We start from the raw sequence: 15,536 nt of genomic DNA on the forward strand, positions 1-15,536 counted from the left end.
CATCTTTGCTTGCAGATTTGTTTTAATTGAATATATGATAGGTACAATTCCTGCCTCATACGAAGCCACGCAGTACCCCTAGAACCATCAGATTTAGAAAGTTATGGGTGTATATAAAGGACAGCCATTTACTCGCTTCAATCTGCCGGGTCAGCATTAAGCCCCACTCGGTTCCGGAGAAAGCAGTAACCAGCAAACAGGCAATCCAAAGGAATACAAGTCCTTCCAATCCTCCCAGCAGAGCGCCTGCTATTTTGTTGATTCCCGATATAATAGGAAGTCTTGAAATAATATCAAGCCACCTCATGACCAGCCTTGAGAACAGATAGATGGCGGCAAACAGAAGAACGAATCCAACTGAATTGAGGATTACATCTGCAAGGTAGTTTCCTACATAGTCCGTAAAAGCCTGAACTCCCAGCATTTGATACACTTCACTGTTGTTATTTTCAATGAGTGCATTCTTGACACTTTGGGGCAGCTTAAGATTTTCAATAATCATACGCTGGGCAGATGGAGCTTCCAAGGCTTCCCCGGAAGGAATTTCTTCCTGTTCCAAACCCATTGATTTTTTCATGTTTTCTGAAATCGTCTGCTGAAGGCCTGTATTTTCCTTTAAAAACCCTGTCACCGAAGGTAATGAAGCCCGGACAATGGTTAAGGATAAAACCACCGCCAGCATTGATACAACCAACCGGATGAATCCTCTATGATGGCCATAAAGGACCATTCCCAAAAGATAGACTCCGGCTGCAATAGATAACCAGTTTTCCGTGTATAGCCTCGTCATAATTTGTCTCCTAATGAATCAACTGGATATGCAAGCATACCCAGTTGATTCATAAACTCAAGGTTTAAAGATATGTTTCTATCAATCTTCTTCGAATATCAATCGGTTAATTGCGGATGCTACTCCGTTTTCCTCATTGGTACTCGTTATATAATCAGCAGCTGCAAGAAGCTCTTTGCTTCCATTTTTCATGGCCACTCCGATTCCTGCCTTTTGGATCATAGAAAGATCGTTTTCTCCATCTCCTATCGCCATTGTTTGTTTTCCATCAATCCCTAAATAGGAAGCGAGTCTTAAGATCGCCTCGCCTTTTGTTGCTCCGATGGCATTGATCTCTAAATTGTTTGGTATGGAAGAGGTGACCAGAATGTCTTGTCTCTTCTCCAATTCATCCCTTAATCTTGCTCGTTCCTCCATTTCAGGGAAAAACAGATTGACTTTCTCCACAGGCTTATGGTTCTTTTCAACAAACTCTATAATATTGGGATGGACATCCCTGGTCTTATGGACCATTTCCTGTAATTCGGGCGGCAGGCCGTATTCTGATAGGTGTTCATAAAAGCGAGGTTCTGTTATCCCGCGTCTGTCTATGTAAGGATCGTACATAACATGGTAGGCCTTCACCAGATGCAAAAGCTCCAGCGCTTGTTCCCGGGATAACATTCGGGTGTCAATAACCGTTTTTTCTTCCATGTCCTCAATGACCGCCCCATTGGTGGTAATTGCATAGCGGATTCCGGAAATGCCTTTTATTTCTTCAGGTATTCCATGCACGGTCCGTCCGGTGCACGGAACGATCCATATTCCTTTTTGAACACACTGGATGAGTGCCTGGCGATTGACGTCAGAAAGTCGTTTTTTATTATCTAACAGAGTTCCATCCAAATCAATTGCAATGAGTTTAATATCCACGTCTAATACTCCAATTTAATAAATGAAATGTTCTTCTTTTAAAACAAGAAGGCCGTCTTTATCATACTTTGAGGAGAACAGACCTTTAATCCGTTTTCCAAGGGAAGGCTTTTCCGCACGATCAGCCGCTTCTTCAATCAGACTTTCTGCATTGGCCCTGTTTAGAGGAAGTCCATCCTCTTCCATGATCTCTATTCTCTCATAGAGCGCCAGCATGCTCTTTCCAGTAATGCTGCAGTCGATCTCATTGGCATAACGACAGGCATATTGAGCGAATTCGTCAATATCCATCTCTTCTCCCTGAAAACCAGGACCTTCCTCGTCCCTGACAGACGGGCGGAATTCTTCACCCTCTTCATAAAAATCACTGTCATCATAGACACCGTCTTCATAGGCTTCGTCTTCATAGGCTTCGGTTTCATAAGCTCCGGTTTCATAGGTTCCAGTATCATAGGCCCCGGTTTCCCCGTAATCATTCTCTTTCCAGGAATCAGCTTCATAATTATATTCCTGATCCCCATAATCTTCATAAGGCTCTTCTGGGGTCAAGGGTTTATAATCAGGCTTCTGAACAGTTCTAACCGGTTTTTCCTCCCGCACCGTTTCTCTCACACAGAAAACCGGGTCTTCTTCCCCGCTTCCGATGCACTCAAACTTACTTGCCAGTGCAGGATGCTCCTGGTGAAGGGTCTCCATTTGCTTTGGGTTATCAATGAGAACCACAATCATACCACTTGTATCCTGGTCCATCAATTTATTTAATTCTTCCAGCGCTTCTCTGGTAAGATCACCGGCTTCCTCAATGACCAGATCTTTTCCGGCCAGCCTGTCAGCGGATGTAAGCACTCCTCGATTGGACAACTTGGAACCGGTGATTTTTGCAACCGGATTCTTTACGTTATTTTCATTGTGAATCTGTTTTAAGGCTTCAACAGCCATTTGAAGTCCTTTTTCAGGAGTTCTTGCCTCTATCATAAGGTGGTTTTGAACCGGGGTTTCTTCCAGCTCCTCTTCCTCTTCCTCATACAGGTCCTCAAACTCCAGATTATCTTCATCGCCGTATGGGGTGTTTTCCTCTTTTAAGACTGGATTTAAAGATCCATAAGAAGGCTCCGTCTCTTCCATCTCATAATAGGACTCATCCGACTGGTTATAATCTTTTTCTTCATATTCAAAATCATTCTCCGGTTGATCTTCGGATTCCTGAAAATTATCGTCTACGACGGCAAACTGTCCTCTGGCCTCAGCCGGCGCCTCATATTCTGCTTCTCCGTCATAATATCCGCCAAGGTCACTCTCTTCCATTCCAGGGCCATCCGGCTCCTCTTCCTCAAAAACAGGCTCCGAACGATGCAGAAGAGACTCCTCTTCTTTAAGCGCATAGATACTTCCGGGTCCTGGTATAGCAGTTACAGGGCGGCCTACTCTTCGGATGTCCTCCAGCACTCTCGTGCGTTCCATCTTGGGTTCTTCCCGTATAATGGGTTCTTCATAGGAGATCTTTGACATTTCTCTGGCCAGTGTCTCCTGAACCGCTGCCTCTTGAAGCCTTGCCTCCAGATTATCTTCTTTAAGATTCTCTCCAAATACCATGTCTGGTTCCTGGGAAAACTCCTGTTCTTCTTCATAGTATTCTTCTTCTGGCTCTGGTTCTGGTTCCGGAACCGGGTTCAGCTTTCTTCCAACGCTGTATTCCTGCTCAACTGCCCGAAGCTTTGCTTCGTACTTGTCCCGGTTCTCCACAAGATCCATCTGGTAGTTGGTAAGCGGTGCATACTGTATTTTTAAATCCATGGCCTTGTCCACATATTTTCCAAGACCAAACATCAGCATGATTCTATCGCAGGTTTCCACACAGCGATCAGGCATTCCCGCAAGGCTATAAAGTTCAGCAAGCTCATAGAGCCATTTCTCATCAAGCTCCACACTGGTATAGGATTCCAGGGAATGAATGAGCTGCTGGGCCGGTGCTCCTTTTGCTTTTAAAATCATAAAGCGCAGCAACTGCTGCCTGGGATCATCAGAAGCCAGGTCACCAAATTCCTTATAGTATGCTTCCGCCTCTTCGATATCCCCTTCCTTGATCGCCAGCTCTGCAAGCTTATAAAGCAGACGTTTCCCAATTGGGGCACGTTCAAAAGCCTGGAGAAGAATCTCCTTGGCTTCCTGGTAATCTTCATTTTTCTCATAAATCGTGGCTACCATGGAAAGCAGATTCGTGTTGCGTACTCTCTTCCAGTCTATTGTGTCGGCTATTTTCATAGCCGTTTCATAGTCATTTTTGCCAACCAATTTTTTAATCTGTTCAACCTTTATATTAAACTCGTACTTATCCATTATTTGTCTCCTAATGAATCAGGCGGATATGCTTGCCTGTCCCGTTGATGCCCGGTTAAGCGGGGCACGCTGTTCGTAAACTTAAGGCTAGAAAAGGTTTTCCTTTCAACCTTATATCTTTAACAAGGCAAATGAGCTACAGCTCAACCCGGCCTTCCAGGGCCCGTAACAATGTCACCTCATCTATGTACTCTAAGTCTCCTCCAACGGGGACTCCGCTGGCGATACGGGTAACCCTGATTCCTGTCGGCTTGATCAGCTTGCTGATATACATGGCTGTCGTCTCTCCTTCAAGACTGGAATTGGTAGCAATAATCACCTCTTCCACATCTCCCTGCAGTCTCTGCATCAGCTCTTTCAACTTTATGTCACCAGGTCCAATTCCCAGCATGGGAGAGATAGCCCCATGCAGGACATGATAAACGCCATCAAATTTTCCTGTTTTTTCATAAGCAGCCAAGTCCCTGGTGTCTTCCACTACCATAATTACCTTATGATTTCGTTTTTCGCTCTGGCAGATGGGGCATTTTTCCTGATCCGTCAGGGTAAAGCATTCTTTGCAATAACGTACATTCCGTTTTGCTTCTGTAATGGATGAAGCAAGACCTGCAACTTGTTCCTCCGGCATATTGATGATATGAAATGCCAGGCGCTGTGCAGATTTACTGCCAATACCCGGAAGTCTTGACAGCTCTTCAATTAATCTGGTTATCTGACTGCTATAGTAATTCATAATTTGTCTCCTAATGAATCAAACGGATATGCCAGCATATCCAGTTGACTCACAAATTCATGATTGAAAGATGTTTCTTTTTCAACCTTTAGAACGGAAAGCCTCCGCCTAAACCACCAAGACCGCCGGTCAGCTTCGCCATGGCAGAGCTGTTGTCCTCTTCCATCTGGCGGAACGCTTCGTTGGTAGCAGCCATGATTAAGTCTTCCAGCATCTCGATATCATCCGGATCTACAACTTCCTGGGATAATTTAACCCCAGTCACTTCTTTTTTTCCTGAAACAGTGACTGATACAGCTCCGCCGCCTGCTGTTGCAGTATATTCCTTTTCCTCCAGCGCCTTTGTTGTCTCTTCCATCTGACGCTGCATCTTCTGAGCCTGCTTCATTAAATTATTCATATTGCCAGGCATTGCGCCTGGAAAACCGCCACGTTTTGCCATGGTGTATGTCCTCCTGCTATTTTTATGATTTTTTAATCTTCTATTGTTATATCCATTAAAATATTTGCTTTTAATTCTTCATCGCTGACATAAACGGTATCAAGCCGTTCCCCTCCGCCCAGAAGCCTGGTCTTAAAGGTAATGGACTTTTGGTAATGGTCTTCCACATACCGCTCAATCGCTGCAACTGTTGTATCCCTGCTCCCGATCATATAATTGCTTTGATCGGAAAAGACGACGCAAAGACAGCTCTCTCCCGCTGGTTCCACAACCGTATCCCGGAAGCTGGCCCGGATAGGTCCTCCCAGTTCCCGAATGATCTTTCCCCATTCACTGCGGATCAGATTTAAATCCTCCAGCTGGCCTTTGGGAAGAGCCACCCGCTCTGCGGGAGTTAATTCAGGGACAGGTGGATTGCTGCCGCCTTTTCCTTCCCCTGCTCTTAAAGTATCCGGGGAAGCATTTACTACAATGCCGCTTTCCAGCTGTTTTTCTATACTGCTGATCCTCTGAAGTACGGAATCCAGGTTCTGCTCCATCTGAGGACGGGTCAGCTTGATTAAGGCTACCTCAATCAGAACTCTTTTCTGGAAGGCATAGCGAAGCTGATTGGAAAGATCTGAAAACACCCGGATATACCGCAGGAGTGCTTCGTTGTCCGTAAGCTTGCTGTCCTCTTTTAACAGGTTTTGGTTCTCTGTTGACATATCAAGCAGATTTTCTGCATGATCAACGGATTTTAATATTAAAAGGTTTCTTAAATACCAGATAAAGTCAATGACAAACTGGCCAAGTTCCCTTCCCTGGATCACCAGCTCTTCAAGACAGATTATACAGTCTTTCGTCCGGTTTTCCACGATTGCACGGAACATCGTTCCAAAAACGGTGATATCCACGGCTCCCAGGACATCCAGGACGTTGTCGTAGGTGAGAAGCTCTCCGTAATGAAATGCAATACACTGGTCCAGGAGACTTAAGGCATCACGCAGCGCCCCGTCAGCCGCCTTGGCGATATAACTTAGGGCCCGGTCCTCCACCTGAATATGTTCTGCAGCTGTCAGCTCTTTTAAATGCTCTACAATGGTTTCCACCGTAATGCGCTTAAAATCATACCGCTGGCACCGTGACAGGACCGTCACCGGAATCTTCTGGACTTCCGTAGTCGCCAGAATAAATATAACATAAGATGGGGGTTCTTCCAAGGTTTTTAACAATGCATTAAATGCCCCTGTAGAAAGCATATGAACCTCATCGATGATATAAACCCGATATTTGCCTTCTGTGGGAGGATACTGAACTTCATCCCTTATCTCCCTGATGTTCTCCACGCCATTGTTTGACGCAGCATCAATTTCAACCACATTAAGGGATGCGCCGGCTGCGATATTCTTACAGGTCTGGCATTCCCCGCAGGGACTTCCGTCTACCGGGCGTTCGCAGTTAACCGCTTTTGCAAAGATCTTGGCAATACTGGTCTTGCCGGTTCCTCTTGTTCCGCAAAACAGATACGCATGCCCGATACGCCCGGATACTATCTGGTTTTTCAAAGTCTGTACGATATGGTCCTGACCCTTTACATCCGAGAAGGAAGGAGGGCGCCATTTCCGATACAATGCCGTATATGACATGCCTGTTAACTCCTTATTCGTCGCCGAAACTAATGCCTATCATCTTGGCTTCCTTAACGATAGAGCTCTCCGGATCGACGGTTTTTAATTTTCCGGCTACATCGGCTAACGGAATCTTAACAATCTCATTGTTATTCACCGCTACCATATAACCGTACTCTTTGTTATTTATGAGCTTTGCTGCCTCTGCTCCAAGGCGAGTGGAAAGCACTCTGTCGTAGGGGCATGGGTCGCCGCCTCTCTGCATATGACCAGGTACGGTAACCCGCACTTCTTGTCCGGTACGCTCCGTAATCTGAGCTCCGATCTCATATGCCACAGAGGGATAAACCACCCCATTCTTCTTTTTTTCTTTTAATTCCTTTTTCGTCAGGCAGGCATCTTCCTTGGAAATTGCCCCTTCCGCCACAGCAAGTATGGAAAATTTCTTACCATCTTGGGCCCTGCTCTTTAATGCCTTTATCACAATATCCAGATCATAAGGGATCTCCGGCAGCAGGATGATGTCAGCCCCGCCTGCAATCCCTGCATGCAGGGTAAGCCATCCGACCTTGTGCCCCATGACTTCCACAATGAAGACTCTTCCATGGGAAGCTGCCGTTGTATGGATGCAATCTATGGCATTGGTAGCCACATTGATTGCACTCTGGAAACCAAAGGTAATATCGGTCCCCCACAAATCATTATCAATGGTCTTAGGAAGGGATACTACATTCAGCCCCTCTTCCCGAAGGAGATTGGCTGTTTTCTGGCTTCCATTGCCGCCCAATACCACCAGGCATTCCAGTTTCAGCTTTTTATAGGTGTGCTTCATAGCTTCTACTTTATTAAGACCATTCTCATCAGGTGTCCGCATAAGTTTAAACGGCTGTCTGGAGGTACCAAGGATTGTCCCACCCGTAGTAAGAATCCCGGAAAAGTTTTCCGGCTTCATTACACGGTACTCCTCATAAATCAGCCCTTTGTAGCCATCCACAAATCCAACAATCTCAATATCGCCGGGCATCCGGTACAGTGCCTTTGCTACGCCGCGCATGGTGGCATTTAAGCTCTGACAGTCGCCTCCGCTTGTAAGCATTCCAATTCTTATCATAAAAGCACACCTCTTTTTTTGATTCGATTTGTCATTAGGAAATAGGTAGTATTATACCCATTTTATAATTATAATACAAAGGGGAATATGGGGCAAGGGAAAACTTTATTTCATAAGAAATGTAAGAAAATATTAAAAATGGTAATCATAAATTGCAAAAGACACCGCAAAACAGTTTCCTGCTCTCCGGCGTCTGATAATTCTTTCTATTTTTAATCCGTGCGTCTCACTTTGAACCGCTATCACAGGCGTTACCCTGGCAGTTAACTCGGTCCAGGCACCCTCACGGCACACAGAAGGTTTCACTTAGTGCTGCTGCATTCCTGCCCTGACACGGTTCATGAAGATCTGTTGCGTAAGACCCAAACGTCATCGCCACTTACCAGGGGCAGCCCTACAATAGGCAGCCCGGGGTGAGACATCACCCCTGCTAGAGCGGATTGCAGGTACAGGGCACCGCTATCTCCCCGGCTGCACGGAAACTTTATGACATGTATTGGTTTAATCGCACTTTAGTATACATGGAAACGGGAGGATTGTCAAGGAGTTGAAATGGATTTGCATTTTATTGGAATTACTCTCCGCTCTTTCCCGCTTTTATAAATCGCACACACCAGCTCTTGTGTGGACATCACCTCTCCCGCCGTATTTCGCGGACGCTTTCCTTCCGCCAGGCAGGAATAAAAATTCTGTATCTCCTTCATATGCCCAACCCCCCAGTACTGCTTCACATTTCCAAAATCAAAGGTTTCCATGGGGTTTCTGTCCGCTGCAAGCTGCCGTCCATCGTGGAAAGCAATCACAGCTTTCTCACCTGTCAAATTCACCATACCCTTTTCGCAGTGCAGCTCAATCTCCACAGGTGCGTCATATGTATAATAGTTCATGGCGTAAAAGCTGGCATTAAGACCGCTTTTATAGTGAATCAGACCTTCTGCGCAATCTTCCACTTTTATGGTCTTATGGGCCCTACTGCTGATGGTGGCGTCAACCCACTGAACCTCTGAATCAATAAACCAGTTCATCAGATCCAAGGTGTGAATGGCCTGGTCGATAATCACGCCGCCGCCCTCTTTCTCCCATGTTCCCTTCCAGTCGCTCTTAGAATAATACTCATCAGAACGGTTCCAGGTGACGGATGCTCTGGCAGAAAGGATACTCCCCAGTTCCCCCGCCTCCAAGGTCTTTTTAATCAGAAGCGAACCAGGGTTAAAACGGTTTTGAAAGCTTACCATTAAAACACGCCCGTTCTTTTCCGCCGCCTCTTCCATCTGCTTTGCATCCTTAAGTTCAATTGCCATGGGCTTTTCTGTCAGTACGTGGATTCCATGCTCCAGGGCATAGATGGCCATTTCAGCATGGAGATAGTGAGGAGTACAGATATGGACCGTATCGAGCTTCTCCTTTGCTATCATTTCCTGGTAATCTGTATAATAGCTGCAGCCGTACTGCTTTCCCGTCTTCTCTGCCAGCTCTCCATTACTGTCACATACCGCCGCAAGCTGTACCAACGGCTGCTTTTTAATTGAAACTGCGTGCATGGGAAATATCTTCCCGCATCCTATAATTCCTGCCTTCATTATCACAGCGCCTTTCGTCATCTGTCAAATTCAATATGTTCCACCATGGTGGCAGTGTGGCTGTCCGTGGATTGGTAGGCTGCCACAGCCACCTCTAAAGCCCTGGCACCGTCTCTTCCAGAGGCCAGTGGTTCTTTCCCGGTTCTGCATACCTCCACAAACTCACGTACCAGCCCCTCGTCACCGCCTTCATTCCATATCACGTCCTCGATGATACCGCTAACCTCATCCACGATGTGGTTCACCTGTCCAAAAGCCTTTACCTCCAGGACACCCTTTGTTCCGATGATTTCCATATCAACTTGAGGCCAGATTGGGTAATTTTTATGATGAGCCCAACTGCAGTCTATGGTCACAAATGCACCGCTTTCCATTTCAGCCACAACGATTCCGCAATCATCAATCTGCTTGTTGTGAATTAAATCACCACTTTCACAGTATACCGACCGGTATTCGCTGTTGGTGAACCAGCGGATTAAGTCGGCCAAATGAACGGTGTGATCCATCACTCCGCCGCCTCCTGACAGCTCCTTATTTAAAAACCAGCCGGATGGTATTTTCCCGTGGTTTATGCCTGTGATACTTAATATATCCCCGATTTCGCCGCGTTCCACCATTTCCCTTGCGGCCACAATATTCGGGTTAAAGCGCATGGGAAACGCATTCATGATACGGACCCCTGCTTCATCCGCGGCCCTTATCATCTGCCTTGCTTCAGCCGCAGTCAGGGCAAAGGGTTTCTCCACCATAATGTGTTTTCCTTTTAAAGCTGCATCCACTGATACCTGACAGTGCATTTTGTTGTTGGTACAGATAATGACTCCATCTACTGCTTCATTAAGAAGATCATGATAATCCTTAAAATATCTGGTCTTAAACTCATAAGCCATCCTGGTTCCCCGGAATTCGTCTTCGTCGGCAATTCCTAAAAGCTCTACGCCCGGAAGCTCCAGCAGGGCTTTCGTATAGCTTACAGCATGCATGTGTTCAAAGCTGATTACACCTATTTTTACATTTTTCATTCTTTTATCCCTCCGCTATAAGCTCACCGGCTGTCCCGTCTGTGACGACTGTATGCCTGCCAGTACTACCTTCAATGCTTCAATGGCTTCCTGTCCTGTTACCGCTAAAGGTAAGTTATATTCGATGGAACGCACAAATTCATTTAATTCAGCACAGTAAGGCTCTGCGATCCCCTCTACCGGTGAAAATGCCTCTAATTTATGCAGGCCCTCCTCACAAGTCTGCTTTATTACAGGGGAGGTGCTTAAATTGTCAAATTCAATCTGTGCCTTAGTCCCTACGATTTCATAGGTCACATGGAAGGCGGAACCGCTGGGGTAGGCCCAGCTTCCCTCTACATGGGCGATGGCTCCATTTTTTAAACGGAGAAGAAGGATACAGTGCTCCTGGCCGGCCACCGTGCCGTTAAAGCTCTTCGCAAAGACTCGCTCTACTGCTCCGACGTTGCGGATGATCCAGTCCACATCGTGAATCACCAGGTCCATAATCGGGCCGCCGCTTTTTCTATAATCCTGATACCAGTTCTCCCAGCTCCACTGGGGAAATGCCTGGTTTCTTGTTGTTCTGATCAGCCTGGGAACTCCCAGCCTGCCAGTTTCAATCTGCTCCTGTGCCTGCCGATAGGACGGAAAAAAGCGAAGTACATGGCCAACGGAAAATTTAACACCATTAGCTGCTGCCGCCTCAAGCATAGCCTCGCCATCTTCCATTGTCAGGGCTATGGGTTTTTCACAGAAGACATGCTTTCCCTTATTCATGGCCGCAATGGCATATTCATTATGAAGATACGTGGGAAGGCACACATCCAGCACATCAAAGTCTCCCTGCTCCATCATTTCTTCGAAGCTTGTAAAGGTTGCAGCGCCATGTAGCTCTGCCAGCCTCACCGCCCGATCCTCCTGTATATCACAGAAGGCCGTTACAGCCGCCTCCTTAATCTTTAAGTATCCGCTGGCATGGGTTCTTCCCATGGTTCCACAGCCGATCAATGCAATCTTTACCATTACCGCGTCCCTCTACTTTCCTATTTTATCTATTTTTATTTCTCGATGTACAGCCGCGTCCCGGTTCATACAAATGGAGGTTGTATTTTTTCACCAGTTCCATGGCCCGCTCATTTTTTCCCAGGATATTGACGTTATGAGCGTCACTTCCCGGCGAAAACAAAACACCCTGCTTTGCCAGCGCTTCCACCACCCACTCCCTGGGCGTTTTCGTAGCGCCATGCAGTTCATATGCTTTCCCGCTTTTCTTAAGCCGTTTTCCCAGTTCCTGTATAAATGAGGGATCAAAGTACGACTCGCTGATCTTTCTGCAGATTTCCTGCCTTCCCTCATAGGTCGTACCTTCTCCCAGCATCGGTCCAATGGGAAGGTAGCCCTCCGGGTGCCCCAGCACATCTCCTTCTCCCTCTGCCATCAAAAGCAGTTTTTTCTTATATGCCTGCCAGTAGGCGTCACAAAAATACTCTCCCCGCCGAAACGGATAACTCCCCTCTATGTAATGGGGACTGGTTATAATGATATCGCAGGCAGACTTACATTCCCGTTCTACGCGCAGATGTCCGGATTCATCGGTACAGGTCTCGATGCCGCAGTAGACCGTAATCGAGCTTCCTGCGGCCAGGTTCCTGATCTTGTCAAAATGACGGAGCAGCTCTCCAGTCGTCTTTTGGTCTCTTGAAAGACCTGGATCAAAGGCATCAAAATGGTCCGTAATCGCCAATTTTTCAATTCCCAGGGAGACAGCCAGATTTATGACTTCTTCCGGAGTCTTTTCCCCATCGGAAAATGTTGTATGTACATGATAATCTACCATAATCTTACCTTCCTATTTAATTCCGGAAAGCGACACGCCTTCTACCAAATATTTCTGGAATATGACGTAGATAATTAAGACCGGGATGATAGCCACTGCAGCTGCTGCCATTTTTAAGTTATAGGAATCGTAATATTGGCTTGACAGCTTGGCAATTGCTAACGGAAGCGTCCTCAGCTTATCCGAGTTCACCACAAGGAGAGGCCATTGGAATGCATTCCAGCTTGACACCATTTTCTGAATGGCAATGACCGCAATCAGCGGCTTCACTGCCGGAATTACGATTTTCCTAAAGATCAGCAGTTCTCCCGCCCCGTCAATCCTGGCCGCCTCCAAAAGCGGCGTGGGAATGGATGACATGAAGTTCCTGGCCAGAAAGATGCTGAAGGCATCCGCCATTCCCGGTATGATTAAGCCGGCCATGGTATCCACTAACTTTAACTGGTTTGCCATAATATAAAGAGGGATGATTGTAGCCACCCACGGGATCATGGTAGAGGATAAAATCATAAGAAATAGGACATTCTTTCCCTTAAATTCATATTTTGCAAAGCCGTAGCCTGCCAGTAAGACGATGGTCACTGTAGATAATACCTGCATAGCGGTAACAATGACACTGTTCCAGTAATAAAGCCCGATATTCAGTTTTTCGAACAGCTCCCTGAAATTATCGGTATTAAATTTTTCCGGCAGCAAAGTGGGCTTCAGTACATAAAATTCTTTCGATTCCTTAAAGGAGGCAAATATCATCCACACAAATGGAAAGGCGATAATCATAGCCAGGCCTAGGGTCAGGAGAAAGAAAAAGATTCTCACTGCCATTTTTTTACTTTTTTCACGATTCATCGATTGACTTTTCCTCCTTCCTACAACACATCCAGCTTCGTCGCTTTATATTGAACCATGGTGATAATCAGCACAATAAGAAACAAGCTAAAGGACATTGCAGATGCATATCCCATCTGGTAGCTTTGAAATCCCTTTTCATAAATGTAATTCACCACGGTTCTGGTGCTGTTTAACGGTCCCTTTAACATATATGTTTCCTGGAAAATCATGAACACTCCGATCACATTTTTCATGAGAAGATAGATATGAGCAGGGCGCAGCATGGGAAACGTGATGTAGCGGAAGGTCTGCCAGCTGCTTGCTCCGTCGATTGCGGAGGCTTCCTTTATCTCTGAGGGAACATCCTGAAGTCCTGCCAGATAGATCAGCATGGCTTCTCCAAAGTCCTTCCACACCTTGAAAATAATAACAGAAAGTACGGCGGTAGAGGCATTTTCCACCCAGCCAAGTCTCTTTAAGCCGAAAAAGCCTAAGATACTGTTAAACAGACCGAAGCTGGGCTGAAAAAAATACTCAAACAGGATTGCCGCTGCAATGGTTGAGGTAATGACCGGAGAATAGAAAATCAGACGGAATAATTTAACGCCTTTGATTTTTAAATTCAGCAGCAGCGCAGTAACCAGACCGGCAGCCAGGACTATAGGGACATAGATAAAAAATTGAGCCATAACGAGGCACGACTTCCAAAAATCCTTATCTCCCATCAGCCGGACATAGTTATCAAACCCAACAAAGTTCTTTTTGGGACTTAAGGCCGACCAGTCCGTAAAGCTGATCGGAAGGGCCATGATAGCTGGAATCAGTGTAACAAAAAATATATAAATTACGGCAGGTGCAATAAAAAAATACGGCACCGCCCTGTGCATAGTAATCCGGTTCCGGCTTACTGCGCCCTGGGATACTTTCATGGAAAAACCTCCTAAACGTGAGTGCCTAGAGGCGCCAAGCGGAACATGCCGATTGACGCCCTTTTTTGATTGTTATACCGGATTCTTTAATTCATCGTTCATTTTACTCTGGGCATCCTTTAAAATAGTCTCAATCGGTTCATCGGTCTGTAAAATCCGGTCCATAGCTTCTGTCCAGATGGTATTTAACGCAGAAGTCTGAAGCGCTCCTACAAAGGAATCATTCAGTGATTCAATAGCAACCGCTACCTTCGGGTCTGATTTTAATCCTGCGTCCTCTAAAAGAGCTTTTCTGGCCGGCAGCTCTCCCGTCTTCTCTGTCCACTGTCTTTCCACATCATCGCTGCTTAAAAACTGTATAAACCGGGTAGCCGCTTCGTCTGGAGCTTTTGCGCTCATTACATAGCCCCAGGAGGTCACGCAGGTCGCATGGCTGTCACCCTTTGCAGGAATCAGACCTACTCCAAAATCCAAATCCGGAGCTGTCTGGGGCAGGTTGCCGATCATGGCCGGATGGCCTAACATCAAGCCAATCAGCCCCTGCCGGAAGCCGGCCCAGTTTTTCACGAATTCCGTATTGTAAACCTTATCAGTTTTGTATGGTGCGGTATAAGCTTCTATTGCCTCCAGAACCTTCGGATCGTCAGCAAATACGTACTGTCCCGCCGCATCATCATAGAAGGCGCCGCCGTACTGCTTTATGATGGAAAGCACCTCAGGTGCGTAGCCCTTTCCGCCCCAGCCAGACTGAACCAGCTTACCGCCTTCTGTCTTTGTAAGCTTTCTGGACCAGTCAAAGAATTCATCCCAGGTTTGCGGCCCTTTTTCTGCATCCAGGCCGGCCTCAGCCACCAGCTTCTTGTTCCATAACATAACAATTGTCTGTAAGTCCGTGGGCATGCCATAATATTTACCGTCGTATTTCAAGCCGTCTACAGCCGCAGGCACAAAGTCAGCCGTGATTGAATCAGCAGACATAACTTCTTCTGCCAGCGGCTTTATCGCGCCGGTCTGCGCAAGCTTCGCCACCATTCCGGACTGTATCTGGAATACATCAGGTGCCGTATCGGTAGCTAGCGCCGGAATCAGCTTCTGGCTATAGTCTCCCTCTGGAATAAATTCTAATTTCACCTTAATATCCGGATTCTGCTCCTCAAATGTTTTGACAAGCGCAGTCATCATCTCATCCCTGGCTGCACTGGAGTGCTGCCAATATGTCAACGAAACAGGTGTTTTCTCCCCACCACCGTTTTCCTTCTCTGCAGCTGTCTTTTCCTGATCTGTTGTCTTTTCCTGACTTACTGCCCCTCCAGCCGTCTCTTTTGCCGGTGCCTTTGTACAGCCCGAGAGTCCTCCGGCCACTAAGGCTGCCGCAACCAGTAGTGATGCCATTTTTTTCATTTTGAAATCCTCCTCATATTTT

14 protein-coding genes and 1 other RNA gene are annotated in these 15,536 nt (G+C 46.5%); all 15 read right to left on the minus strand.

Annotation, left to right across the window (positions count from 1 at the left end):
* Nucleotides 1-55: 55 nt before the first annotated feature.
* Nucleotides 56-790: a CvpA family protein gene (locus ACHZES_RS13400; RefSeq protein ID WP_038283917.1), complete on the minus strand. Its 735-nt coding sequence runs from the start codon at nt 788-790 to the stop codon at nt 56-58.
* An 81-nt stretch (nt 791-871) separates the two neighbouring features.
* A complete protein-coding gene (locus tag ACHZES_RS13405) occupies nt 872-1,702 on the minus strand; it encodes an HAD family hydrolase (protein ID WP_395549266.1) in 831 nt (276 codons plus the stop codon).
* Nucleotides 1,703-1,717: 15 nt separating this feature from the next.
* A complete protein-coding gene (locus tag ACHZES_RS13410) occupies nt 1,718-4,039 on the minus strand; it encodes a tetratricopeptide repeat protein (protein ID WP_395549265.1) in 2,322 nt (773 codons plus the stop codon).
* A 136-nt stretch (nt 4,040-4,175) separates the two neighbouring features.
* Nucleotides 4,176-4,772: a recombination mediator RecR gene (gene recR, locus ACHZES_RS13415; protein WP_025230832.1), complete on the minus strand. Its 597-nt coding sequence runs from the start codon at nt 4,770-4,772 to the stop codon at nt 4,176-4,178.
* 88 nt (nt 4,773-4,860) lie between these two features.
* Nucleotides 4,861-5,214 carry a YbaB/EbfC family nucleoid-associated protein gene (locus ACHZES_RS13420; protein ID WP_038283923.1) on the minus strand — a complete coding sequence of 118 codons (354 nt, stop codon included), beginning with the start codon at nt 5,212-5,214 and terminating at the stop codon, nt 4,861-4,863.
* A 32-nt stretch (nt 5,215-5,246) separates the two neighbouring features.
* A complete protein-coding gene (gene dnaX / locus ACHZES_RS13425) occupies nt 5,247-6,842 on the minus strand; it encodes a DNA polymerase III subunit gamma/tau (protein WP_395549264.1) in 1,596 nt (531 codons plus the stop codon).
* A gap of 13 nt (nt 6,843-6,855) precedes the next feature.
* Nucleotides 6,856-7,935, minus strand: coding sequence for a 6-phosphofructokinase (locus tag ACHZES_RS13430; RefSeq protein ID WP_395549263.1), 1,080 nt, complete (start codon nt 7,933-7,935; stop codon nt 6,856-6,858).
* 217 nt (nt 7,936-8,152) lie between these two features.
* An RNA gene (gene ffs / locus ACHZES_RS13435) (signal recognition particle sRNA large type) lies at nt 8,153-8,414 on the minus strand.
* A gap of 60 nt (nt 8,415-8,474) precedes the next feature.
* On the minus strand, nt 8,475-9,515 hold the full coding sequence (locus tag ACHZES_RS13440; RefSeq protein ID WP_395549262.1) for a Gfo/Idh/MocA family protein: 1,041 nt from the start codon (nt 9,513-9,515) through the stop codon (nt 8,475-8,477).
* A gap of 17 nt (nt 9,516-9,532) precedes the next feature.
* A complete protein-coding gene (locus ACHZES_RS13445) occupies nt 9,533-10,537 on the minus strand; it encodes a Gfo/Idh/MocA family protein (RefSeq protein WP_395549261.1) in 1,005 nt (334 codons plus the stop codon).
* A 15-nt stretch (nt 10,538-10,552) separates the two neighbouring features.
* Nucleotides 10,553-11,542 carry a Gfo/Idh/MocA family protein gene (locus tag ACHZES_RS13450; RefSeq protein WP_395549260.1) on the minus strand — a complete coding sequence of 330 codons (990 nt, stop codon included), beginning with the start codon at nt 11,540-11,542 and terminating at the stop codon, nt 10,553-10,555.
* 25 nt (nt 11,543-11,567) lie between these two features.
* Nucleotides 11,568-12,356, minus strand: coding sequence for a PHP domain-containing protein (locus ACHZES_RS13455; protein ID WP_395549259.1), 789 nt, complete (start codon nt 12,354-12,356; stop codon nt 11,568-11,570).
* 12 nt (nt 12,357-12,368) lie between these two features.
* A complete protein-coding gene (locus ACHZES_RS13460; protein ID WP_038283930.1) occupies nt 12,369-13,202 on the minus strand; it encodes a carbohydrate ABC transporter permease in 834 nt (277 codons plus the stop codon).
* A gap of 20 nt (nt 13,203-13,222) precedes the next feature.
* Entirely contained in the window at nt 13,223-14,113 is an 891-nt protein-coding gene (locus ACHZES_RS13465) for a carbohydrate ABC transporter permease (protein ID WP_395549258.1), read from the minus strand.
* A gap of 72 nt (nt 14,114-14,185) precedes the next feature.
* On the minus strand, nt 14,186-15,514 hold the full coding sequence (locus ACHZES_RS13470; RefSeq protein WP_395549257.1) for an ABC transporter substrate-binding protein: 1,329 nt from the start codon (nt 15,512-15,514) through the stop codon (nt 14,186-14,188).
* Nucleotides 15,515-15,536: the final 22 nt, after the last annotated feature.

It is taken from the genome of Lacrimispora sanguinis (assembly GCF_044987295.1).
In the GTDB taxonomy this organism is placed as follows: Bacteria; Bacillota; Clostridia; order Lachnospirales; family Lachnospiraceae; genus Lacrimispora; species Lacrimispora celerecrescens_B.

What these genes read in the sequence shown, in the direction of transcription:
- ACHZES_RS13445 (WP_395549261.1), bottom strand. Translation starts at nt 10,537, where the DNA reads ATGAAAAATGTAAAAATAGGTGTAATCAGCTTTGAACACATGCATGCT.
- ACHZES_RS13450 (WP_395549260.1), bottom strand. Translation starts at nt 11,542, where the DNA reads ATGGTAAAGATTGCATTGATCGGCTGTGGAACCATGGGAAGAACCCAT.
- ACHZES_RS13470 (WP_395549257.1), bottom strand. Translation starts at nt 15,514, where the DNA reads ATGAAAAAAATGGCATCACTACTGGTTGCGGCAGCCTTAGTGGCCGGA.
- ACHZES_RS13420 (WP_038283923.1), bottom strand. Translation starts at nt 5,214, where the DNA reads ATGGCAAAACGTGGCGGTTTTCCAGGCGCAATGCCTGGCAATATGAAT.
- ACHZES_RS13455 (WP_395549259.1), bottom strand. Translation starts at nt 12,356, where the DNA reads ATGGTAGATTATCATGTACATACAACATTTTCCGATGGGGAAAAGACT.
- ACHZES_RS13410 (WP_395549265.1), bottom strand. Translation starts at nt 4,039, where the DNA reads ATGGATAAGTACGAGTTTAATATAAAGGTTGAACAGATTAAAAAATTG.
- ACHZES_RS13465 (WP_395549258.1), bottom strand. Translation starts at nt 14,113, where the DNA reads ATGAAAGTATCCCAGGGCGCAGTAAGCCGGAACCGGATTACTATGCAC.
- ACHZES_RS13400 (WP_038283917.1), bottom strand. Translation starts at nt 790, where the DNA reads ATGACGAGGCTATACACGGAAAACTGGTTATCTATTGCAGCCGGAGTC.
- ACHZES_RS13440 (WP_395549262.1), bottom strand. Translation starts at nt 9,515, where the DNA reads ATGAAGGCAGGAATTATAGGATGCGGGAAGATATTTCCCATGCACGCA.
- recR (WP_025230832.1), bottom strand. Translation starts at nt 4,772, where the DNA reads ATGAATTACTATAGCAGTCAGATAACCAGATTAATTGAAGAGCTGTCA.
- ACHZES_RS13460 (WP_038283930.1), bottom strand. Translation starts at nt 13,202, where the DNA reads ATGAATCGTGAAAAAAGTAAAAAAATGGCAGTGAGAATCTTTTTCTTT.
- dnaX (WP_395549264.1), bottom strand. Translation starts at nt 6,842, where the DNA reads ATGTCATATACGGCATTGTATCGGAAATGGCGCCCTCCTTCCTTCTCG.
- ACHZES_RS13430 (WP_395549263.1), bottom strand. Translation starts at nt 7,935, where the DNA reads ATGATAAGAATTGGAATGCTTACAAGCGGAGGCGACTGTCAGAGCTTA.